Annotated in this window: 24 protein-coding genes and 2 pseudogenes; 5 read left to right on the top strand and 21 right to left on the bottom strand. The window is 65.1% G+C overall.

Features of this window, described 5'->3' with window-relative positions:
- Nucleotides 1-243: 243 nt before the first annotated feature.
- Nucleotides 244-444, bottom strand: coding sequence for a hypothetical protein (locus CT676_RS23260; RefSeq protein ID WP_071912499.1), 201 nt, complete (start codon nt 442-444; stop codon nt 244-246).
- Between the two features lie 148 nt (nt 445-592).
- The gene (locus CT676_RS23255) at nt 593-976 is read right to left on the bottom strand and encodes a hypothetical protein (protein ID WP_071912497.1); all 384 of its coding nucleotides are present in this window, start codon (nt 974-976) and stop codon (nt 593-595) included.
- A gap of 100 nt (nt 977-1,076) precedes the next feature.
- Here CT676_RS23255 and CT676_RS23250 point away from each other — a divergent pair, with 100 nt between their 5' ends.
- Both CT676_RS23250 and CT676_RS23245 read left to right on the top strand, forming a co-directional pair.
- Entirely contained in the window at nt 1,077-1,913 is an 837-nt protein-coding gene (locus CT676_RS23250) for a DUF72 domain-containing protein (RefSeq protein ID WP_094184413.1), read from the top strand.
- A gap of 9 nt (nt 1,914-1,922) precedes the next feature.
- Nucleotides 1,923-2,384, top strand: a complete 462-nt coding sequence (locus CT676_RS23245; protein ID WP_135215461.1) for a DUF488 domain-containing protein — start codon at nt 1,923-1,925, stop codon at nt 2,382-2,384.
- Nucleotides 2,385-2,574: 190 nt separating this feature from the next.
- On the opposite strand, the gene CT676_RS23240 is transcribed toward CT676_RS23245, so the two are convergent.
- The 10 genes and pseudogenes from CT676_RS23240 to CT676_RS23195 form a co-directional block, all read right to left on the bottom strand.
- Nucleotides 2,575-3,489: a PhzF family phenazine biosynthesis protein gene (locus tag CT676_RS23240; protein ID WP_135215460.1), complete on the bottom strand. Its 915-nt coding sequence runs from the start codon at nt 3,487-3,489 to the stop codon at nt 2,575-2,577.
- A 132-nt stretch (nt 3,490-3,621) separates the two neighbouring features.
- Nucleotides 3,622-4,520: pseudogene (locus CT676_RS23235) on the bottom strand (amidohydrolase family protein).
- Between the two features lie 22 nt (nt 4,521-4,542).
- Nucleotides 4,543-5,785 (bottom strand): annotated as a pseudogene (locus tag CT676_RS23230) (MFS transporter).
- Between the two features lie 49 nt (nt 5,786-5,834).
- Nucleotides 5,835-6,566: a GntR family transcriptional regulator gene (locus tag CT676_RS23225; protein WP_135215459.1), complete on the bottom strand. Its 732-nt coding sequence runs from the start codon at nt 6,564-6,566 to the stop codon at nt 5,835-5,837.
- Nucleotides 6,567-6,685: 119 nt separating this feature from the next.
- The gene (locus tag CT676_RS23220; protein ID WP_085404340.1) at nt 6,686-6,883 is read right to left on the bottom strand and encodes a hypothetical protein; all 198 of its coding nucleotides are present in this window, start codon (nt 6,881-6,883) and stop codon (nt 6,686-6,688) included.
- Nucleotides 6,884-6,995: 112 nt separating this feature from the next.
- Nucleotides 6,996-8,303, bottom strand: coding sequence for an adenylate/guanylate cyclase domain-containing protein (locus CT676_RS23215; RefSeq protein ID WP_135215458.1), 1,308 nt, complete (start codon nt 8,301-8,303; stop codon nt 6,996-6,998).
- A gap of 29 nt (nt 8,304-8,332) precedes the next feature.
- Nucleotides 8,333-9,496 carry an ABC transporter permease gene (locus CT676_RS23210; RefSeq protein WP_135215457.1) on the bottom strand — a complete coding sequence of 388 codons (1,164 nt, stop codon included), beginning with the start codon at nt 9,494-9,496 and terminating at the stop codon, nt 8,333-8,335.
- Nucleotides 9,493-10,431 (bottom strand): ABC transporter ATP-binding protein, encoded by a 939-nt coding sequence (locus CT676_RS23205; protein WP_135215456.1) that lies wholly within the window; start codon nt 10,429-10,431, stop codon nt 9,493-9,495. The genes CT676_RS23210 and CT676_RS23205 overlap by 4 nt, the downstream gene beginning before the upstream one ends.
- The gene (locus CT676_RS23200; protein ID WP_135215455.1) at nt 10,428-11,216 is read right to left on the bottom strand and encodes an efflux RND transporter periplasmic adaptor subunit; all 789 of its coding nucleotides are present in this window, start codon (nt 11,214-11,216) and stop codon (nt 10,428-10,430) included. Before CT676_RS23200 ends, CT676_RS23205 begins: the two co-directional genes overlap by 4 nt.
- Nucleotides 11,213-11,902 carry a TetR/AcrR family transcriptional regulator gene (locus tag CT676_RS23195; RefSeq protein WP_094184412.1) on the bottom strand — a complete coding sequence of 230 codons (690 nt, stop codon included), beginning with the start codon at nt 11,900-11,902 and terminating at the stop codon, nt 11,213-11,215. Before CT676_RS23195 ends, CT676_RS23200 begins: the two co-directional genes overlap by 4 nt.
- 108 nt (nt 11,903-12,010) lie before the next feature.
- Here CT676_RS23195 and CT676_RS23190 point away from each other — a divergent pair, with 108 nt between their 5' ends.
- Genes CT676_RS23190 through CT676_RS23180 form a run of 3 tightly spaced genes read left to right on the top strand, consistent with a single transcriptional unit; the run spans nt 12,011 to nt 13,245 of the window.
- On the top strand, nt 12,011-12,346 hold the full coding sequence (locus CT676_RS23190; RefSeq protein WP_011088398.1) for a metalloregulator ArsR/SmtB family transcription factor: 336 nt from the start codon (nt 12,011-12,013) through the stop codon (nt 12,344-12,346).
- On the top strand, nt 12,343-12,816 hold the full coding sequence (locus CT676_RS23185) for an SRPBCC domain-containing protein (protein ID WP_135215454.1): 474 nt from the start codon (nt 12,343-12,345) through the stop codon (nt 12,814-12,816). Before CT676_RS23190 ends, CT676_RS23185 begins: the two co-directional genes overlap by 4 nt.
- A gap of 15 nt (nt 12,817-12,831) precedes the next feature.
- Nucleotides 12,832-13,245: a GFA family protein gene (locus tag CT676_RS23180; RefSeq protein WP_135215453.1), complete on the top strand. Its 414-nt coding sequence runs from the start codon at nt 12,832-12,834 to the stop codon at nt 13,243-13,245.
- Between the two features lie 130 nt (nt 13,246-13,375).
- Here CT676_RS23180 and CT676_RS23175 read toward each other — a convergent pair whose 3' ends face one another.
- The 9 genes from CT676_RS23175 to CT676_RS23135 form a co-directional block, all read right to left on the bottom strand.
- Nucleotides 13,376-13,765, bottom strand: coding sequence for a DUF4189 domain-containing protein (locus tag CT676_RS23175; RefSeq protein ID WP_028158473.1), 390 nt, complete (start codon nt 13,763-13,765; stop codon nt 13,376-13,378).
- Between the two features lie 230 nt (nt 13,766-13,995).
- Nucleotides 13,996-15,600, bottom strand: a complete 1,605-nt coding sequence (locus CT676_RS23170) for a molybdopterin-binding/glycosyltransferase family 2 protein (RefSeq protein ID WP_135215452.1) — start codon at nt 15,598-15,600, stop codon at nt 13,996-13,998.
- Nucleotides 15,597-16,298, bottom strand: coding sequence for an XdhC family protein (locus tag CT676_RS23165; protein ID WP_135215451.1), 702 nt, complete (start codon nt 16,296-16,298; stop codon nt 15,597-15,599). Before CT676_RS23165 ends, CT676_RS23170 begins: the two co-directional genes overlap by 4 nt.
- Nucleotides 16,299-16,300: 2 nt before the next feature.
- On the bottom strand, nt 16,301-16,624 hold the full coding sequence (locus CT676_RS23160) for an XdhC family protein (RefSeq protein WP_007602422.1): 324 nt from the start codon (nt 16,622-16,624) through the stop codon (nt 16,301-16,303).
- Between the two features lie 11 nt (nt 16,625-16,635).
- Complete coding sequence (locus CT676_RS23155) at nt 16,636-17,838, bottom strand: VWA domain-containing protein (RefSeq protein ID WP_135215450.1); 1,203 nt, start codon at nt 17,836-17,838, stop codon at nt 16,636-16,638.
- Nucleotides 17,839-17,984: 146 nt separating this feature from the next.
- Entirely contained in the window at nt 17,985-18,893 is a 909-nt protein-coding gene (locus CT676_RS23150) for a MoxR family ATPase (RefSeq protein ID WP_014494196.1), read from the bottom strand.
- Between the two features lie 62 nt (nt 18,894-18,955).
- Nucleotides 18,956-19,762 (bottom strand): xanthine dehydrogenase family protein subunit M, encoded by an 807-nt coding sequence (locus tag CT676_RS23145; protein ID WP_014494195.1) that lies wholly within the window; start codon nt 19,760-19,762, stop codon nt 18,956-18,958.
- A 32-nt stretch (nt 19,763-19,794) separates the two neighbouring features.
- On the bottom strand, nt 19,795-20,280 hold the full coding sequence (locus tag CT676_RS23140; protein WP_014494194.1) for a (2Fe-2S)-binding protein: 486 nt from the start codon (nt 20,278-20,280) through the stop codon (nt 19,795-19,797).
- Nucleotides 20,281-20,429: 149 nt separating this feature from the next.
- Nucleotides 20,430-20,876 (bottom strand): carbon monoxide dehydrogenase subunit G, encoded by a 447-nt coding sequence (locus CT676_RS23135; RefSeq protein WP_063982407.1) that lies wholly within the window; start codon nt 20,874-20,876, stop codon nt 20,430-20,432.
- Nucleotides 20,877-20,962 lie beyond the last annotated feature (86 nt).

The raw sequence follows: 20,962 nt of genomic DNA, 5'->3' as shown, positions 1-20,962 counted from the left end.
CGCTGCCAAGACGTTGCGCTGCCAAGATCTACCGAGCCGGGGGTCTGTGGGGAAAGGCCCAAAAAGGGCCCAAAAATGCCAACGACCCCGGAACGGCGGACCGCGCGTACATCCGGCGCAAGCCCAAGCTATTCCAAGGTCGTTCCAGCGCCGGAGGTTTCGCTCAACGTCGCCGTTAGAAACTAGATAGGTACGGCAAAACCGCTTCGCAAGGGGGCATAGCGGCTCTTTTTCAGACCCTTGCTAGTTCGGGACTTCCTTGATCACCGGCCCACGCGGCACGGGGGCGGCCGGGACAGCGGGCGCTGCGGCCGGAGCCGGCTCGGCCTTTGCCGGCCTGGGCGGCTTGCCGTACTGGCCGATCGGCCCCAATACGACGGCGACCGCAAGCACGACCGCCGCGACGATCGCGCCCAGAATGCCACCCACCGACTCAGACGACATGGAAGCCCATCCCTGTTCCAGATGCCTCCAGCAATACCATGGATGCGCGCGGAGCTGGAAGGGCCCTCCGCGGAGGAGCGAATGGCGAGTAGCGAATGAAGAGCGCTGGCTTTCGTGCCCTATTCGCTATTGGCCATTCGCCACTCCCCTACTTCGTCGGCGGCCTGTGCTTGACGAAGGCCGTCACGATGTCCTTCTGCGCCGACTCGACCGCTCTGTTCGCGGTGGCGAGATGGGCGCCGGCATCGATGTTCGGATATTGCGTGGTGAGATAGTCGAGCAACGCCACCCGGTAATATTGCCTCTCCGACGGACAGGCGCCCGCGACCGAGCGGCCGAAATCCTGTTCCGACATTCCCTGATTGGAGTCGCGCGAATATTCCCGCGCCAGGCAATGCCAGTAATCGTCGCGGCCCTGCATGGCGAGCTTCTGCGCACCCTTGGCATCGTCGTCATCGTCGGCCATGGCACCAAACGTCATGGCAGCAGATGTCATCATGACGAGCGCCGCTCCCACCATCAGCATCCGCATTCTTGTTCTCCTTTTGCGCGGGTCCCATTGCGACCTTAGACGGGACGGCGCAACTGGCCAATCACATCTGGTTTGATTAGGATGAGGTCCCTCCCCGTCGATGCGAGACCCTCCCGTGGCCAAAGCAAAAACCGCGTCCAAAAAATCCGGCAACATTTTCATCGGCGTCGGCGGCTGGACCTTCGAGCCCTGGCGCGGCGTGTTCTACCCGGAGAAGCTCACGCAGGCCAAGGAGCTGTCCTATGCCGCCTCGAAGCTGACCTCGATCGAGATCAACGGCACCTATTACGGCTCGCAGAAGCCGGAGAGCTTTCGCAAATGGGCCAGCGAAGTGCCCGATGGTTTCGTGTTCTCGGTGAAGGGACCCCGCTTCGCCACCAACCGGCGCGTGCTCGCCGAGGCCGGCGATTCCATCAAGCGGTTCTATGATTCCGGCGTGCTGGAACTCGGCGACCATCTCGGACCGGTGCTGTGGCAGTTCGCGCCGACGAAAAAGTTCGACGGCGCCGATTTCGGCAAGTTCCTGGAGCTGCTGCCGCGCAAGCTCGATGGACGCGCGCTGCGCCATGTCGTCGAGGTCCGCCACGACAGTTTTTGCGCGCCGGACTTCGTCGCGCTGATCCGCGAGTTCGAGACGCCTGTCGTGTTCGCCGAGCACGGCAAATATCCGGCGATCGCCGACGTCGCCGGCGACTTCGTCTATGCACGGCTCCAGAAGGGCAATGACGAGATCAAGACCTGCTATCCGCCGAAGCAGCTCGATGCCTGGGCCAAGCGCTTTCAGGACTGGGCCGAGGGGAGTGAACCCGACGATCTGCCGAAGGTCGACGAGGCCAAGCCGAAGAAGGAGCCGCGCGACGTGTTCGCCTATGTCATCCACGAGGGCAAGGTGCGCGCACCGGCCGGCGCCATGGAACTGATCGCGCGGGTCAGCTGAGGATGGTTCATGGCAAAGGCGAAAAAGCTCTTCACCATCGGTTATGAACAGACGCCGCCCAAGGCGGTGCTCGACGAACTGGAAGAGGCCGGCGTCAAGCTCGTGGTCGACGTGCGCGCGGTGACCTCATCGCGCCGGCCCGGCTTTTCGAAGAAGCAGCTTGCCGCGGGTCTCGACGAGCGCGGCATCGCCTATGTCCATCTCGCCGCGCTCGGCACGCCGAAGGAAGGCCGCCTCGCCGCGCGCAGCGGCCAATACGATGTGCTGGAGAGGATCTATTCAAAGCACCTGAAGACGCCGCAGGCCAGGGAAGAGATGGACGAGCTCTCGGCGCTGGTGATGAAGGCCGGACCGGTCTGCCTGCTCTGCTACGAACGCGATCACACCCATTGCCACCGCCAGATGATCGCGGAGATCATCGAGGAGCGCGATGGCGTGGCGGTGAGGAATTTGGCGGGGCGGCAGGTGTAGCGGCCTTCGGTCGGGGAGCACGACTTTAACCGTAGCCGTCATCCTGAGGTGGCCGCTTCTTCAGCGGCCCTCGAAGGACGACGGCGTGCCCCGATGTAGCATCTCCGCCGTGCATCCTTCGAGGCTCGCAAGGGCTCGCACCTCAGGATGACGGATCTGGCGCGAGCTCGTCTTGGCGCGTGGAGAGAGTTCACCCCTCCCCCGCCAGCCGAAACGTCCCCTCCATCATCTGCACACAGCTGCCGCCGACATGAGCGGACGTGATCTTACCATCCTGCTTGCGCACGCGCGTCCAGAGGATGCTTGGCCGGCCCATGTCAAAGCCCTGGCCGACGGTGAGCTTCAACTCGCCATCACGCATGGGATCGAGATCGGCAAACAGCGCGGCCGCGGCGACCGTCGCGCTGCCGGTGGCGGGATCCTCGACGAGGCCGCTGGCGCCGCGCATGAACATCCGCGCCTGCCGATCGCAAGGCGCCTCCGCTGGCGGCACGTCGCGCGTGTAGAACCATACCGAGCGGGCGCCGTCCCGCGGCAAGACCTTGCCGTAGGCGGCCGCATCGGGCCGGGCGCGCTTGAGCGCCTCGCGCGAATGCAGCTCCATCACCAGAAACGCGTTTCCAACGCTGACGATCTGCGGCGCGTGGCTGTCGACCTTGATGTCATCCGCACCGAGCGAGACGCAGCTTGCAGCTTCAGCGGCAGACAATTGCGACAGCCGCGCCAAAGGCTGGGGCGCGGTGAGCTCGGTCCTGACCACCCGGCCCTGCTCTCTCACGATCTCGACCGGCACGAGCCCGGCCTTCTCCTCAAACAGCAGGCGCGGCTTCAGCTCTTTTGCCATCGAGGCCAGCACGAAGGCGGTACCGACATTGGGATGGCCGGCAAAGGCAATCTCCAGCACCGGCGTGAAGATGCGCACCTCGGCGTCATTGGCCTTGTCGCACGGCGGCAGCACGAAGGTCGTCTCGGAATAGTTGAACTCGGTCGCGATCGCCTGCATCTGCTGCGTCGTGAGCCCGCCGGCATCGAGCACCACGGCGAGCTGGTTGCCGCCGAAGGCGCGGTCGGTGAACACGTCGACGGTGATGTAGCGGCGCTGCATCTTCACTTCCTCATGAAAATCGCGGCCTCAACCGGCCGCATCGCCGGCAGTCTACAGGCCGGCGACATCGCTCGTCATGCCCCAAAATTCGGAGCATTCGGAGCAATCGCGCGAGGAGATCAGGAGGGAGAATCAGAAGCGGAACAGCTGATGCGGCGATGCGAGCACCCGCGCGCGCTCGCTGTCGTCGACGATCAGCGCATCGAGAAACTGCCTGTTTCTCGCGTAAGCCTGCCACGCCTCGAACTGCGTGTGCGGCCAGTCGCTGCCCCACAGCAGGCGGTCGAGGCCGTAAGCCTTGCGCAGCAGCGGATAGGCCTCCTTCGCAAAACTCTCGCCGCTCGCGCCGTTGCGATACGGCGCCGAGATCTTGACCCAGACATTTCGCGTCGCGCCGAGCTTCAGCACCGACTGGAAGCCGGGATCGGCGACGCCGAGTTTCGGATCCGGCAACGCATAGTGATCGAGCACGACGGTGACACCATGGTCGAGCAGCTGCGGCGCCAGCAGTGCGAGGTCGGACGCGTTGCGCTGGAGCTCGACTTGCCAGCCCATCGATTTCACGTTTCCGAGCAGCGCCTTCCATTCGCCGGCAGCGAGATCGGGCAAGGGCTGACCGACCAGATTGAGGCGGATGCCGACGACGCGGCGCGATCGAGCGCGCGCAGTTCGTCCGCGGTCACGGAAGGATCGACCACCGCGATACCACGCAGGCGTCCGCCGGAAGTCTTCAGGCTCTCGACCAGATAGGAATTGTCGGTGCCGAGAAAGCTCGGCTGCACCAGCACGCCATTGCTCATGCCATTGCGGTCGAGCTGCTCCAGATAGAGCGCCAGCGGCGCATCGTAATCGGGGGCATAGCGCCGGCCGGGCGCGAGCTTGAGGCCGCGGTGGAAGACATGGGCATGGGTATCGATTGTCGGCAAGCTCGTCTCACTCTTCGCTCGGCTCGCGACGGCCGTGGCCGACACGAGGGATACAAGGCCTGTGCCGAATTGGCGGCGCGTCAGGCCACGCTCGCGGGATATCATGGTGACTGCTCCCCATCCGGCGTCAGGCGCGCGTCGCCGCGGCTTGTTCGAAAACCTTGCCGCGGGTTTCGGGCAGCAGCACCACCGCGATCAGCACCAGCGAATAGGCGAAGGCCGCATCGATGCCGATCGCCGGTCCGAGCCCGATATGGTCGCTGAGATAGCCCACGAGGAAGGGGAACGCGGCGGAGACGATGCGGCCGAAATTGTAGCAGAAGCCGACACCGGTGCCGCGCACGCCGGCCGGATAGAGCTCGCTGAACAGCGCCGCCATGCTGGCGGGAATGCCGGCCGAGAAGAAGCCGAGCGGAAAGCCGAGCACCAGCATCTCGCCGTTGGTCAGCGGCGCGAAGATGTAGATCAGCACGGTGACGATGCAGGCGCTGGCGAAGAAGGTGACATTGGCCCTGCGGCCGATGCGGTCGCTGATGATGCCGCTCGCGATGCAGCCGCAGAAGAAGGCAACGATGATGACTGCGAGATAGCCGCTGGAGCCCAGCACCGACAGATGCCGCACTTCGCGCAAGTATGTCGGCAGGAACGTGGTCAGGGCCGCGTAACCGCCGTGGGCGCCGATGCCAAACAGGCCACCGATCAGCGTCGAGCGCAACACGTCGCGATGGAAGATGCCCGAGAGCGTGGCGAAGAATGGCGTCTTGTCGGCTGCGACCGCGCGCGGCGGCTCCTTCAAGCCGCGGCGGATGAAGATGATGAGGAGCGCGGGCAACAGCCCCAGCGCAAACAGCAGCCGCCAGGCGATGTCGGCGGGTGCATAAGTGAACACGAGGGCCGAGAGCAGCACAGCTGCGCCCCACCCCACGGCCCAGGCGCTCTGCACCGAGCCCAGCGCCTTGCCGCGATGCTCGGGGCGAATGATCTCGGCCATCAGCACCGCGCCGCAAGCCCATTCGGCGCCGAAGCCGAGGCCCTGAATCGCCTTCAGGATCAGGAGCTGGTTGTAAGTCATCGCGAACGCGCAGGCGAAGGTCGCGAGCGCAAAGGTCGCAACGGTAATCTGAAGCGCCTTGACGCGGCCAAAACGGTCGCCGAGCGCGCCGCCGAGCCAGCCGCCGAACGCGCCGAAGAACAGCGTGACCGAGCCGAGCAGGCCTGCATCGGCCTTGCTGATGCCGAAGGCGGCGATCAGCGCGGGAATGGCAAGGCCGAACATCTGGACGTCGAGCGCATCCAGGCGCCCAGCCGCCAAAGCTTGCCCAGAACGTGCGCCGCTCCAGCGGCGAGCTTTCGCTGTACCAGTTTGACATTGTTTCTCCCTTGAATTCGTTATTGCTTGATGTCGTTGAAAGGTCGCTCTCACCTGATCTCGGCGTGGTAGCGGAACCGGTCGGCCGGCCCCCGCGACCTGCGCCATTCGATCGGCCGCCGCTCCAGATCGAGCGCGAGGCGCTCGATCACGATCAATGGTGCGTGCGCTTCGAGGCGCAGCAGCCGCGCCTGCATCTCGTTGGCCATTTCGACCGTCAGAATTTCCTCGGCCGACACCACCACCTCCCCGCAGCGCTCCTCGTAGAGCGGATAAAGCAGGTCGCCGAATTCGGCGGTGTCGATCTCCAGGATCGGCGCGAAGCGCGATTGCTGGAGCCAGATTTCTTCGGCGAGCAGCGGTACATCGTCGATCAGGCGCAGACGCGACAGGCTTATCACGGGCTCGCCGACAGGGATGCGCAGCGCCGACGCAACGGCCGAATTCGCCGGAACGCTCTTGCGCCGGATGATGCGGCTCTTCGGCACGCGCCGCTCGCCGCTCTCGGACTGGAAGCGGAAGAAACGGAATAGCGAGGAGTTGAAGCGCGCCCGCCGCACGAAGGTGCCGCGGCCCTGCTGGCGCTCCAGCACGGCATCCGCAACGAGCTGATCGATCGCTTTGCGCACGGTGCCGATGGCGACGCCGTAATGCGCCGCAAGCTCGGCCTCCGACGGGATCGGCTCGCCCGGCCGCCATTCATTGCGGTTGATCCGCGCGGCGAGGTCGTCGCGCAGGCGCTGGTAGCGTGGCAGGCGGTCGTCGTGCGGAGCTGCATTCATATAGTCATATAGATGACTAGATGAGATAGGAGTCAAGAACTACCATAGTACCGCAATTGCGAGACCGGCGACGCGAGGTCGGGCCGGCGGACGTTGCCAACCCGACCTCGCCTTGCGCGTTAATTCGCTGCCCTCGGCGTGCAGGGCGGCTGCTTGTAGGGCGCTGAGGCAAACGCGCCCTGTGCCGGAGCCCTCACGCAATCCGCAGCCGCCTGAGGCGAGGCGCGCCGCGGGGCGACGTCGCGAGCGGCTGCGGCCTGGGTTTGATAGACGGCGGCGGCGATCAGGGCGGCCGAGACAAGGGTCAATCGGGTCATGGGTTCTCTCCGCGTGGCAAACGGAAGCCGAGAGGTTTCGGCGTCCTGACAATATGAGCGGAAATCGCCGTGAGATATTTCATCACTCGCCTTCAACGAAACGCGAGCACCCTCACCCCAGTTGAAACACCGCCACCTTGTGCTCGTAGCCGCGAACCGCGACCTCGCCGAGCGCGACGGCGTCCTCACCGTCGTCGCCGAGCGCCTCGCGGACGGACGCGGAGATCAGGAGGTGCGAGCCGAACTCCTTGTTGAGTGCCTCCAGCCGCGAGGCGAAATTCACGGTGTCGCCGATCACCGTGTACTCCTTGCGCCGGGGCGAGCCGATATTGCCGGCAACGACCTCGCCGAAATGGATGCCGATGCCGATCCGCAGCGGCCAGCTCGTTTGCGCGTTGATGCGGTCCATCGCGGCCAGCATCTCGCGGCCCGCGGCAACCGCGCGGTGCGCGGCGTCGGAGGCCTCCAGCGGCGCGCCGAACAGGGCGAGGAAGCCATCGCCCAAAAACTTGTTCACGATGCCGCCCTGACGATCGAGGATGTCGACCAGCACGGCGAACGCACCGTCGAGCCGGTCAACCACCTCCTGCGGAGTGCGCAACCGCGCGCTGGCGGTGAAGCCGCGGAAATCGACGAACATCACCGCGACGCGGCGAAGGTCGCCGCCCGCGCTGGGCCCCGCCGCCATCAGCCGTTCCACCACCTGCGGCGAGACGTGCTGGCCGAACAGGTTGGTGACGCGATCACGCGCGGTGGCGGCCGCGATGCTCGCGGCAAATTGCCGCCGCAGCCGCGCGCCGACGGAGCCGGCGAGCACGCCGCAGATCAGGATGATGGTGCTGCGCACAGCGTGAAAGTAGATCAGCGGTTCGCCAGCCTCGCTGGCCGAATTGTAGTACAGCGCGACGGCCAGGAGTTCGGCTGCGGCCACAAATCCCGTGAAGGTGGACAGCCAGAAATCGAGCCGCAGCGTCGAAAGAATGATGAAGATGAAATAGGCCAGTGGCAGCACGAAACCGAGCGCGGGCCCAGCGCCCATGCTGCGAATCTGCAGAATCAGGATGATCGTCGGCAGCGACGTTTCGATGAGAGCGCCGATATAGCGCCTGATCACCGGCAGGTCGCGATCGAGCTTGAGGTTTCGCCTGATCTGGCTGTGGACCCAGACCTCGAAGAGGATGAAGCCCCCCAAGAGCATGTATTCGCGGACCAAGCCCTCCGTCCCGCGCCAGACCCGGTTCACGATGGCAGGGTCGATCAGGTAGGTTGCAGTGAGGAACAGGATCATGACGCAGCCCGTCGTGATCAGCGCCCTCACCCGCAACAGCTCGGTCCGCAGCACTTCTCGCGTCAGCTCGCGCTCGAACTCCTCCGACATCACGGCATGTTGCCGGGTCTTCCTGCTGGCAAACCTGACCATTTCTCCCCTCGATTCCGGGGCATTGTGCCTCAATCCAGCGTACGGCGGAAGCGCGTCACCGCGATGGTCATGGCGACCAGCATCAGGATCGCCAGCGCCAGCGCGTCGAAGTGCAAATTCTGCATGGTCGCGCCCTTCAGCATGATGGCGCGGACAATCCGCAAGTAATGGGTCAGCGGCAGGCATTCGCCGAGATATTGCGCCCAGACCGGCATGCCGGCGAACGGGAACATGAATCCGGAGAGCAGAATGCTCGGCAGGAAGAACATCATGGCCATCTGCATGGCCTGGAGCTGGTTCTGCACCACCGTCGAGATGGTGTAGCCAATCGACAGATTGGTAGCGATGAACAAGGTCGACAGCAGCGCGAGCAGGAACAGATTGCCGAGCAAGGGCACGCCGAACAAGCCGACACCGATGCCGATGATGAGGAAGGCCTGAAGGAAGCCAACCAGCACATAAGGAACGATCTTGCCGAACATCACCTCGACCGGCTTGATCGGCATCGACAGCAGGCTCTCCATGGTGCCCCGCTCGACCTCGCGGGTGACCGAGAGCGCGGTGAAGATCAGCATGGTCATGGTGAGGATGGTGCCGACGAGGCCCGGCACGATATTGAGGCTGGACGACGCGGCCGGATTGTAGCGCGCATGCGCGCGGATCTCGAACGGCATCTCGGGCGGATTGCCGATATAGAGATCGTGCGCAAGCGCGGTCTGCACGACCATGCCGAGCGAGCCGAGCGCGGCGCTGGCCGCAACGGGATCGGTGGCGTCGGCCGCAACCAGCAGCGCCGGCCTGTCGCCGCGCCGCACCGCCCGCTCGAAGCCCCGCGGAATCTCGACGCCGAACAGCACCTTGCCCGATTTCAGCAGGTTGTCGAAATCGTCGACATCGTGCACCTCGTAGATGAAGCGGAAATAGGCGGTGTTCTCCAGCGCCTTCAACACCGAGCGGGCAAGATCCGAATCCTCCTGGAGCAGCACCGCGCTCGGCAGATTGTGCGGCGTGGTGTTGATGGCATAGCCGAACAGCAGAAGCTGCATCACCGGCAGCATCACGATCATCGCGAACGAGACGCGGTCGCGCTTGAGCTGGATGAACTCCTTGACCAGCATCGCATAGGAGCGCTTCCAGAAGCCGAAGCGCTCGCGGATCTCGTGCGCGGGTGCGGGATGATCGGCGGCGCTCATTGGAAATTGTCCTTGGAACGGCTCATCAATTCGATGAACACGTCTTCGAGCGAGGGCGATGATTTGTGCCAGTGCAGGCTGCCCTTCTCGCGCCACGGCGCGATGCTGGCCTCGAGTGCGGCGACGTCGCGCCCGGAAACGTGCAGCGAAGTACCGAACGGCGCGACCATATCCACGCCGGGCTTGCCGGTGAGCGCGGCCGTGAGCCCGTTGAGCTCCTCGCCCGTCACGGTGTAGGTCGTCAGGGCGGACTTCGCGATCACCTCCTCCACCGTGCCGTGCGCCAGGAGATGGCCGTAGGCGATATAGGCGATCTCGTGGCAGCGCTCGGCCTCGTCCATGTAGTGGGTCGAGACCAGGACGGTGAGGCCGTCGGCCGCGAGCGCATGGATCTCGTTCCAGAAGTCGCGCCGCGCCTTGGGATCGACGCCGGCGGTCGGCTCGTCCAGCAGCAGCAGTTTCGGACTGGGCAGCGTGCAGGCCCCGAGCGCGAGCCGCTGCTTCCAGCCGCCGGAGAGCTCGCCCGCAAGCTGCTCCTCGCGCCCCGACAGCCCGAGCCGCTTGATCATGTCGCGCGCGGCGCCGCGTGGATCGGCGAGGCCATAGAGTCGCGCAACGAATTCGAGGTTCTCGCGCACCGAGAGGTCCTGGTACAGGCTGAAGCGCTGGGTCATGTAGCCGACTTGGCGCTTGATCTTTTCGGCATCGCGCCGGATGTCGTAGCCGAGGCAGGTACCCTCGCCGCTGTCGGGCGTGAGCAGGCCGCAGAGGATGCGGATGGTGGTGGTCTTGCCCGAGCCGTTCGGCCCGAGGAAGCCATAGATCGAGCCGCGCTTCACCTGCATCGACAGATCGTGCACGACCTCGCGGCCGCCAAACGACTTGGTCAGGCCCTTGACGTCGATCGCGATGCCGTTGCCGTTGCCGCCGCTCATCGCTTGTCCGCCACCGGCGTTTTTGGATGGAGATAGACGTCGATCGGCTGTCCGACCCGCAGGGCATCGGGCCGCGAGGGCCGCGCCTGGATCAAATAGACCAGCTTGTTGCGCTCATCGAGGCTGTAGATGACAGGCGGGGTGTATTCGGCCGAGGTCGCGATGAAATAGATCTTTGCGGTGAGATCCGCCGCGCAATTGTCGCAAGAGATGCGCACCGTGTCGCCGATCGCAAGCTTCGGCAACTCGGTCTCGGGCACGAAGAAGCGCAGCTTCATGTTGCCGGGCGGCATGATCGAGAGCACCGGCCGCTGCGCCGCCACCATTTCGCCCTCGCGGAAGTAGATCTGCTGGATGGTGCCGGCAACGGGCGCAAAGCCCCTGCGCCGCGCCATTCGCGTCTCCGACGTCACGACCCGCGCTTCGGCGACACGCAAGGACGACACGGCGGAATCGAGATTGGCCTGCGTACCGGAGCCGGTCTTGTTCAGCGAGGCCGCGCGATCATAGGTCTGCTGCGCATTGGCCAGTGTCGCCTTGTTCTGGTTGAGGTCGGCAAGCTGAAGATCGTCGTCGACGGAATAGAGGGCATCGCCGACCTTCACCTCGTCGCCCTCGCGCACATTGAGCTTCGTCACCCGGCCCGCTTCGTCCGGGCTGACGAAGATCATGTCGGCCTCGACCCAACCCTGAAATCCAGGATCGCGCTTGTCCTTGCAACCGGCAAGGACGGTTGCCAGCACGGCGGCCAATGCAAGCACAGAAATTGCTCGTGACGACTTCATGTCGTCCTCCGTTCGCCAAAAATCAAATCGAGATGGACGCGCAGCATGTCCTGGGCGTCGAGCGGCGCGTGCCGCGCAAACAGGCTCTGCCAGATCACCGCGATCATCGCGGGGGCGACCAGGATCTGCGGATAGCGCGCGAGGTTCTTCTCGCGGATCTCGCCGCGGGCAATGCCGAGCTCGATCAGCGCGCGCATGCCGGCGATCCCGCGCGAGACGACCTCGCGATAGTAGAAATCGGCGACGGACGGAAAGCGCGGCCCTTCCGCCACGATCAATCGCACGAGATCGCCGCGCCTCGTGCCGATGACCTCCTTGAGGAAGTTACCGGCAAAGGCCTCGACGAGATCGCGCACCGAGCCCGTCGGCGGCGGCAGCGCATTCAGCTTCGCTACCACCGGCACGATCACAGTGCGCACCAGCTCCTCGAACATCGATTCCTTGTCCTTGAAGTGCAGGTAGATCGTGCCCTTTGCGACACCCGCCCGCTTGGCGATGTCGTCGAGCCGCGTCGCCGCAAAGCCACGCGCGATGAACTCCTCCATCGCCGCTTCCACGATGGCCGACCGACGCTCGGCCGCACGCGTGGCACGATTCGAAGCGGGCGCAGCGTCGGCGGGCGCACGGCCCTTCGCATCGGCGCGAGCTGCGGTTGGCGTGGCTGCTTTGGTTGGCTTCTTTGTCATTCCCTATTTATGACTGACCGGTCAGTCATAGTCAAGACAGCGATCCGACCCTATGCAAGCAACAAATTAGCATTGACTAATGCATTAGCACATGCTAATCGAATATCCATGATCGAAGCCGCCCCAAATCCCGTCACGACCGTGATGCGCGCCCTCGCCGATCCGACCCGCCGTGCCGTGTTCGAGCGCGTGTTCGAGAGCAAGGAGATCAGCGTCGCCGAGCTCACCCGCGGCAGCGGCGTGACGCAGGGCGCGATCTCACAGCATCTGAAGTCGCTGAAGCAGGCCGGCCTCGTCGCCGAGCGCGCCGAGGGCCGCAACGTCTATTACCGCGCCGCGCCGCAAGGACTCGAGCCGCTGGTCACCTGGATGGACCATTACGGCGTGTTCTGGCGCGAGCGCTTCCAGAATCTGCGTGACCTCTTGAAGGAGATCGATCCGTGAGTGCAGCCGAGTTCAGAGCCGAAACAAAAGACATCGTCCAAGACATTGTTTTGGAGGAGGTCTTCCCTCACGCGCCCGAGACGATCTGGAAGACGCTGACCAGCGCCCAGTTGATCGCGCGCTGGCTGATGCAGCCGACCGGCTTCGAAGCCGTCGAAGGCAAGGCCTTCACCTTCCAGACCACGCCGGGCGGCAACTGGGATGGCGTCATCCATTGCCGGGTTCTCGAAGTGATACCCAACCGGCGCCTCGTCTATGCCTGGAAGGGCGGCGACGAACGCAACACCGGCTACGGCGCGCCGCTCGATACCGTCGTGACGTGGTCCCTCACCCCGGTCGAAGCCGGCACGCGGATCCGCCTGGTGCATGCGGGCTTCGTCATGCCCAGGAACGAGTCGGCCTACACGGTCATGAGCGGCGGCTGGAAGAAGGTTGTCCGCCAGCTCGACGAGATCAGTGGCGAGAAGTGAGTGGGAGATATTTCGATGACCAGGCCTTTTACCGGCGGCTGCGCCTGCGGCGCGATCCGCTATTCGATTCTCGGTGAGCCGCTGTTCAGCAATCACTGCCAGTGCCGGGATTGCCAGCGCGAAAGCGGCGGCGGTCACGGCTCGTACATGACCTTCGCGCGTGCCGGCGTCACGGTGACGGGCGAGGCGAAGCACTGGGACATGGTCGGCGACAGCGGCAACGTGAAGACGCGCGGTTTCTGCACGCAGTGCGGCTTGCCGGTCTACATGACCTTCGCCGCAATGCCCGACATCTTCACCATCCGCGCCGCAAGCCTCGACGAGCCCGCCCGCTACAAGCCGCAGGTGGTGACCTACGCAGCACGTGGACATGATTGGGATCGTCTCGATCCCGACCTGCCGAAGTTTGCAGGCATGCCGCCGGGGTGAGGCGGCCGTATTTGGAGTGTCGAAGTCTCGGCATCGTCATGGCCGGACTGTCCCGAATGTCATTCCTGACGCAATGCTCCGGTCCGCGCATCGCGCGGTACCCGTTGCATCGTCAATGGCAGCAGGAGGATTATCCCTTGGCGTCGCAGGCCCAGGCGCGGATCACGCATTCCTTGCCGCCGTATTTGTAGCATTCGCGCGTGGCGGCATTGAGCGAGGCCGAGATCTTCGGCTTGACGGCATAGCCATAGGCACCGCACGGGTTGGCCATATCGACCGACATCGCGGCGCAGGCGCGTTTCATGGTCACGGTCGTGCAGTCGCCCTTGCACTGCTTCTGCGCCGCGGCACGGGCCTCGCGCTCGGCGCCGTAATCAAAAGCCTGGCCATAGGCCCCGCACTTGCCGACCGCAAACGCACCGGCAGCATGCGCATCCGTGATGTAGCGAGCGCCGGCGACACAAACCGACAGCGCAAAGAAAAACATCGCGCAACGGCGCGCGACGACATTCGAAGCCATGGAAAAACCCCTCCCCCCAAGGCAGGTGGAAGGGACTCTAAGCGGTGGTCGTTTCCAGATGGTGAACGAGGGGTTGAAAACGGACGAATGAGAGTGCCGTAGGGTGGGCAAAGGCGCAAAGCGCCGTGCCCACCATCCATCCACAACATCATTCAAAATTGGTGGGCACGCTTCCGCCTTCGCTCTACGAGCTACGGCGGACAAGTCGCTTTGCCCACCCTACGGCATCGTCATCCGCGTCGTGCCGCTTCCAGCGCCTGCGGCGTGTCGATGTCGAGGAAGGCGCTCTCGCCATCCACGGGCACTTCGGCCACCGCTTCCGTGTGCTTGGCGATCAGATGGCGCGCGCCGACGTCGCCGTCGAGCGTCATCAATTCCTTGAAGAAGCGGCGCGACCACAGCACGGGATTGCCGCGGCGCCCGTCACTGACGGGCACGACGATGAGGTTGCCGCGGTCCGGCGCAAAGCCGTCGATGAGACGGTCGATCAGGCCGGCATCGATCAGTGGCATGTCGCCCAAACAGACCACGGCGCCGTCGCAAGCCTCAGGCACGGCCGCGATGCCGGCCTTGACCGAGCTCGCGATGCCGCCGGCGAAATCCGGGTTGCGGACAAACTTCACCTTCAAGCCTTGCAGCGCCTGCTCGACCAGCTCGGTCTGATGGCCGGTGACGACGATCACCTCGGAGGCCTTGGAGGCCAGCGCCTGCTCGGTCGCGATCCGCACCAGCTTCTTGCCGTCGAGCTCGGCGAGCAGCTTGTTCGGCCCGCCCATCCGGGTCGAGCGTCCCGCCGCGAGCACGATGGCCGCGACCTGGCTGTTGCCCTCAATCTCGGGTTCTGCACGCGGCTGCGGCCGCGTCACGATCTCCATCAGAAGGCCGCCGACGCCCATGCCCATCAACTCGGAACGCGTCACCTTGATGCCGGCGAGCAGCCGCATCAGCACCCAGTCAAAACCGTTCTCGACCGGCGAGCGTGCGCAGCCCGGCGCGCCTAACACCGGCACCCCGCCGGCCCGCGCGATCAGCAGCAAATTGCCGGGATCGACCGGCATGCCGAAATGCTCGATCTCGCCGCCGATCCCGGTGACGGCCGCCGGAATCACGTCGCGGCGGTCGGCGATCGCGGACGCCCCGAACACGATGACGAGCTCCGCACCAAGCCCGAGCAATTCCTTGATCGCGGCCGACAGCGCCCGTTCCTCATGCTGCACGCGCCGCTCGGCAATGATGCTGGCGCCGGCCGGCGCGAGCCGCTCGGCGGTAACGCGCAGCGTCTTGTCGATCACCTTCGACGAGAGGCCCGGCAGCAGCGTCGAGACCACGCCGACGCGCTTGATGACGTAGGGCGCGATCTTCAGCACGTCCCTGCCCGCCGCCTTCACCGCGGCATCGCGCAAATTGCCTTCGACGCCGAACGGGATGATCTTGACGGTGCCGACCATCTCGCCCTCGACCACCGGCTTGTAGGCGGTGAGCGTCGCAAAGGTGATGGCCTCGTCGATATTGTTGATGCGGTCGACCGCGGCGCGGTCGATCACCAGCACGCCCGGGCGCGCGGCGAACAGATTGGCGCGGCCGGTGAAGGCGCGCTCGACATGAATGCCCTCGCCGCCGACGGCCAGCGCGATGCTGGCGGCGGCGACATCCTCGGAGACGTCGCCCTCCTCCATGCGCACCACCACGACGTCCTTGATGCCGGCTCGCGTCAGCGCCTCGACCTCGGCCGGGCCGATCGTCGTGCCCTTCTTCAGCACCAGCGGACCCTGGCGCAGGGTGTGGACGGTCACCCCGCCGATCGCATCCTTGGGGCTCGCCGGTCCGAATTTCATGCCGCTTCTTCTTTTTCTTTGGGAGGCAACCGCAGCACCGCCGTGATCTCGGCCATGATCGACACCGCGATCTCGGACGGCGAGACCGCGCCGATCGCCAGCCCAATGGGCGCGTGGATGCGCGCGATGTCGCTGTCCTTGGCGCCCTGCGCGCGCAGCCGGTCGCCGCGCTTGGCATGCGTCTTTCGCGAGCCGAGCGCGCCGATATAGAAGCAGTTGCGCTCGAAGGCGTGCAGCAGCGCGGGATCGTCGATCTTCGGATCGTGCGTCACCGCGACGAAAGCCGTGTAGGCATCGACATTGAGCGGCGGCAGCGCGGTGTCGGGCCATTCGGCGACCAGGGGAATGTCAGGGAAGCGCTCCGCGCTCGCAAACGCCGTGCGGGGATCGACCACGGTGACGTCGTAGCCGAGCGAGCGCGCCAGCGGCGCCAGGGCCTGGCTGATATGGACCGCGCCGACGATGACGAGCTTTGCGGTCGGCGCGTAGACGTTGAGGAACAGCTTTTTGTCGCCGGCTTCGATGCTGGCGCTCTTGCCCATGCGAAGCTGCTTGTCCAGTTCGGCACGCAGCGGGTCCTTGGCGAAATCCGCGGATTTCACCAGACGCTGCTCGCCGCTCTCGGTGTCGGTCACCAAAATCGCCGGCCGGCGCGCGGCGCGCTCGGCATTGAGTTCGTGCAGGATTGCGAGCTTCACGGCTAACCGACCTTCTCGACGAAGACGCGAATGGTGCCGCCGCAGGACAGCCCGACATTCCAAGCCGTCTCATCGGCAACGCCGAACTCCAGCATCCTGGGCTTGCCGCTCTGGATCACGTCCATGGCCTCGGTGACCACGGCGCCCTCGACGCAGCCGCCGGACACCGACCCCAGAAACGTGCCCTCGTCGTTGATGACGAGGCTCGAGCCCGCCGGGCGCGGCGCCGAGCCCCAGGTCTCGACAACGGTGGCCAGCGCGACGCCCCGGCCGGCCTTCTGCCAATCCTCCGCCGCCTTCAGAATATCCTCGTCGCGATCGAGCATGGCTTAACCTCTCAAGCTGCGGAACGGATCAGGCTGCGGTGATGCGGCGGCAGCGGCCGGGAGAGCGTCGTGATCAGCTCCTGGATCGAACTCAAATTATGTACCGGGCGGAATTCGTCAACGTGCGGGAGCATCATTTTGATGCCCTGGGCCTTGGCCTCGAAGCCGCCGAACCGCAGAAGCGGGTTGAGCCAGATCAGTCGCCGGCAGGACCGGTGCAGCCGGTCCATCTCGAAGGCGAGCCTGGAATCGGCCTCCCGCTCCAGCCCGTCGGAGATCAGCAGCACGATGGCGCCCTGGCTCAGCACCCGCCGCGCCCACAATTTGTTGAAGTTGTGCAGCGAGGCCGAAATCCGGGTGCCGCCGGCCCAGTCCTCGACCGAGGCCGAGCAGCTCGCCAGCGCCTCATCAGGGTCGCGCTGGCGCAGTGCCCGGGTGACGTTGGTCAGCCGGGTGCCGAACAGGAACACCGAGACGCGCTTTCGCGCGTCCCCGATGGCATGCAGGAAATGCAGGAACAGGCGGGTGTACTCGCTCATCGAGCCCGAGATATCGAGCAGGGCTACGATCGGCGCCGGCTTCTCGATGCGCCCGAGGCGATGGATGTCGATGATGTCGCCGCCGGTACGCAAGGACGCGCGCAGCGTGCGGCGCAAATCGAGACGAAGCCCGCGGGGATCGGGCCGGTGCCGGCGCGTCAGAAGCTCGGCCTGCGGCAACCGCATCCGCTCGACGGCGCGGAGCGCTTCGGTGATCTCGGCCGCGCTCATCTGGGCAAAATCCTTCTTCTGAAGGATCTCCTTGTCGGAGACCGACAGGCGCAAATCCTGCTCCTGGTGCTGCGGCGTCTCCGTCATCCGCGGCTGCGACATCGCCTCCTGCACGCGGCGGGAGCCGGCCTGCGGCTTCTTCTTGGCCTGCTCCCGCAACGGCACCGAATCCAGCATGTGCTTCCACTCTTCCGAGGCGCGGAAGAACAAGTTGAAGGCCTGCCTGAAGATCAGCGCATGCTCGTGGCGCTTGACGAAGATCGCCTCCAGCGTGGTGAAGACGTCGGCGCGGTTGCCGATGTCGATCACCTGGAGCGCGCTCATGGCATCGATGACGGCGCCCGGCCCGACCGGCATGCTGGCTGCACGCAACGCGCGGGCAAAGCCGACGATGTTGTCGGCGAACTGCTCGGTCTGGTCGGGCGCAAGGTGGTTGATGGCCATGGTCTCGTATCCATCCCCTCGTCATTCCGGGGCGCGCCCGCTTGGGCGCGAGCCCGGAATCCATTTATCCGCAGTACGTGCGGCCCGATGGATTCCGGGTTCGCGCTACGCGCGCCCCGGAATGACGAGCGCAATTTGACGCGAGATCAATTCTCGCTCGTCGCTTCCTTCAGCACCTTTTGCAAGGTATCGCCCTGCATCCGGGTGATATCGTCCTGGTACTTGAGCAGCGCCCCCAGCGTGTCGCCGACCACTTGCGGGGTCAGCGACCGGGCATCGAGCTCCGACAGCGCTGTGGCCCAGTCGATGGTCTCGGCGACGCCAGGCGACTTGTAGAAATCCTGGTTGCGCAACGCCTGGACGAAACGCACGACCTGCTGCGACAGCTTGGCGGAGATGCCGGGCACGCGCGTCTTGACGATCGCGAGCTCGCGCTCGGCTTCGGGATAGTCGACCCAGTGATAGAGGCAGCGCCGCTTCAGCGCGTCATGGATCTCGCGGGTACGGTTGGAGGTGATGATGACGATCGGCGGATGCGGCGCCTTCACGGTGCCGAATTCGGGAATGGTCACCTGGAAGTCGCTGAGGATTTCGAGCAGGTATGCCTCGAACGCCTCGTCGGCGCGGTCGAGCTCGTCGATCAGCAGCACCGGCGGTCCCGCGACGTCGGGCTCCAGCGCCTGAAGCAACGGCCGCTTGATCATGTAGCGGTCGGCGAAGATGTCGGACGAGAGCTGATCGCGGTCGGTGTCGCCGGCGGCTTCCGCCATCCGGATCGCGATCATCTGTGCGGCGCTGTTCCACTCGTAGACGGCAGAGGAGACGTCGAGGCCCTCGTAGCACTGCAGGCGGATCAGCTTCCGCCCCAGCGCCGCCGACAGCACCTTTGCGATCTCGGTCTTGCCGACGCCGGCTTCGCCCTCGAGGAACAGCGGCCGGCCCATGCGCAGCGACAGATAGGTCACCGTCGCCAGCGATCGCTCCGCGAGATAACCGCGCGAAGTCAAGAGTTCGAGCATCGCATCGACCGATGCCGGCAGGGCCGTGAGAGTCATGAAAATGCCAGTCTCGCTACGCCCTCACCGGGGACAAGTTTGGGCCGAGGCGTGAGGTTCACTCACTCCTTGGCGTTGGCGGCATCGAGGGCACGCCGCGTCAGCACCCCGATGAGATGCGCACGGTATTCGGCGCTGCCGTGGATGTCGCTGTTGAGGCCTTCCGCCGGCACCTCGATGCCGTCGAGCGCCTTCGCGGCGAAGCGCTTCTTCAGGGCTTCCTCGAACGCGGTGACGCGGAACACGCCTTCGGAGCCGGCGCCGGTGACGGCGACGCGCACGTCCGAAGGACGCCGCGCCACGAACACGCCGACCAGCGCATAGCGCGAAGCCTGGTTGCGGAACTTGATGTAGGCCGCCTTCTTCGGCAGCGGGAACATCACCTTGGTGATGATCTCGTCGGCTTCGAGCGCCGTCGTGAACAGGCCCTGGAAATACTCTTCCGCCTTGAGGCGGCGCTTGTTGGTGACGATGGTGGCGCCGAGCGCGAGCACCGCGGCCGGATAGTCCGCGGTCGGATCGTTGTTGGCGAGCGAGCCGCCGATCGTGCCCTTGTGGCGCACGGCCGGGTCGCCGATCTGGCTGGCAAGATTGGCCAGCGCCGGGATCGCCTCACCGACGATCGCGGAGCTTGCGACCTCGGCATGCCTGGCGGTGGCGCCGATCACGAGCGCGCGGCCCTTCATCTCGATCGTGTTGAGCCCCTCGATGTGGGAGAGGTCGACCAGATGCGGGGGGCTGGCGAGACGCTGCTTCATGACGGGAATCAGCGTGTGGCCGCCGGCGATCACCTTGGCGTCTTCGTTCTTCACCAGGAGGTTGGCCGCCTGGCGAACGGTCCCAGGGCGATGGTATTTGAATTCGTACATCTGAATGTCCTGATCGCAGAATGCGCGCGCGGTTAGGCGAGATCGGATTTCGCCATCGCCTTGGCGCCGGCGGAGATGGAAGCGACGATGTTCTGGTAGCCGGTGCAACGGCAGAGATTGCCTTCCAGCTCCTCGCGGATGGTGTGGTCGTCGAGCTCGTGGCCCTTGCGATGGACGATGTCGATCGCGGTCATGATCATGCCCGGCGTGCAGAAGCCGCACTGCAGGCCATGGTGCTCGCGGAAGGCCTCCTGCATCGGATGCAGCGGAGCGCCGTCGGCGGCCAGTCCCTCGATCGTCTTGACCTCGTGGCCATCGGCCATCACGGCCAGCGTGGTGCAGGACTTCACGGCCTTGCCGTCGAGATGCACGACACAGGCGCCGCACTGCGAGGTATCGCAGCCGACATGGGTGCCGGTCAGGCGCAGATTCTCGCGCAGGAACTGCACCAGAAGGGTGCGGGGATCGACGTTGGCCGTGACAGGATTGCCGTTCACGATGAGGGAGATTTTTGCCATAAGCACTCTCTATCAGCGCCCCGACGGGTCCCGTCGAAGCGGTTCTTATAATTATTCCAACCCATCATATGGGCCATTATGCCCGGGGGCAACATCGCCCCGGATGCAAGGCGCCATGCCGAAAGGCGATAGCCTTCAGCCCTGTACCGCTAGCCCTGTACCGCTTTGGCGAAGTTCGCGAAAAATTCGTCGGCCAGTTTCTTGGCGGCGCCGTTGATGAGGCGCTGGCCGAGCTGCGCCAACTTGCCGCCGATCTGCGCCTCGACCTCGTAGGAGAGCAGCGTACCGCCGTCCTTCTCCGCGAGCTTGACCACAGCGCCGCCCTTGGCGAAGCCGGCCACCCCGCCCTCGCCTTCGCCGGAGATCTTGTAGCCGTTCGGCGGGTCGAGATCGGAGAGTGTGACCTTGCCCTTGAAGCGCGCCGACACCGGCCCGACCTTCATTTTCGCCGTCGCGCGAAAGCCGCCGTCGTCGGTCTTTTCCAGCTCCTCGCAGCCGGGGATGCAGGCCTTCAGCACCTCGGGATTGTTGAGCTTCTCCCACACGGCCTCGCGCGGCGCCGCAAGCTGGACTTCGCCGTTCATCGTCATGGCCATGGGGTACCTCCCGGATGCTTCACTATATGCTGCTCAAGTAACGCACGGAGGCCGCAAAGGAAAGGGCAGCCCCCGGCCACGTGCAA

Origin of the sequence: Bradyrhizobium sp. MOS001 (genome assembly GCF_004634465.1) — a bacterium.
GTDB lineage: Bacteria > Pseudomonadota > Alphaproteobacteria > Rhizobiales > Xanthobacteraceae > Bradyrhizobium > Bradyrhizobium barranii.
Note: the sequence above shows the minus strand (reverse complement) of the source record. Positions and strands in the feature narration are given on the sequence as shown.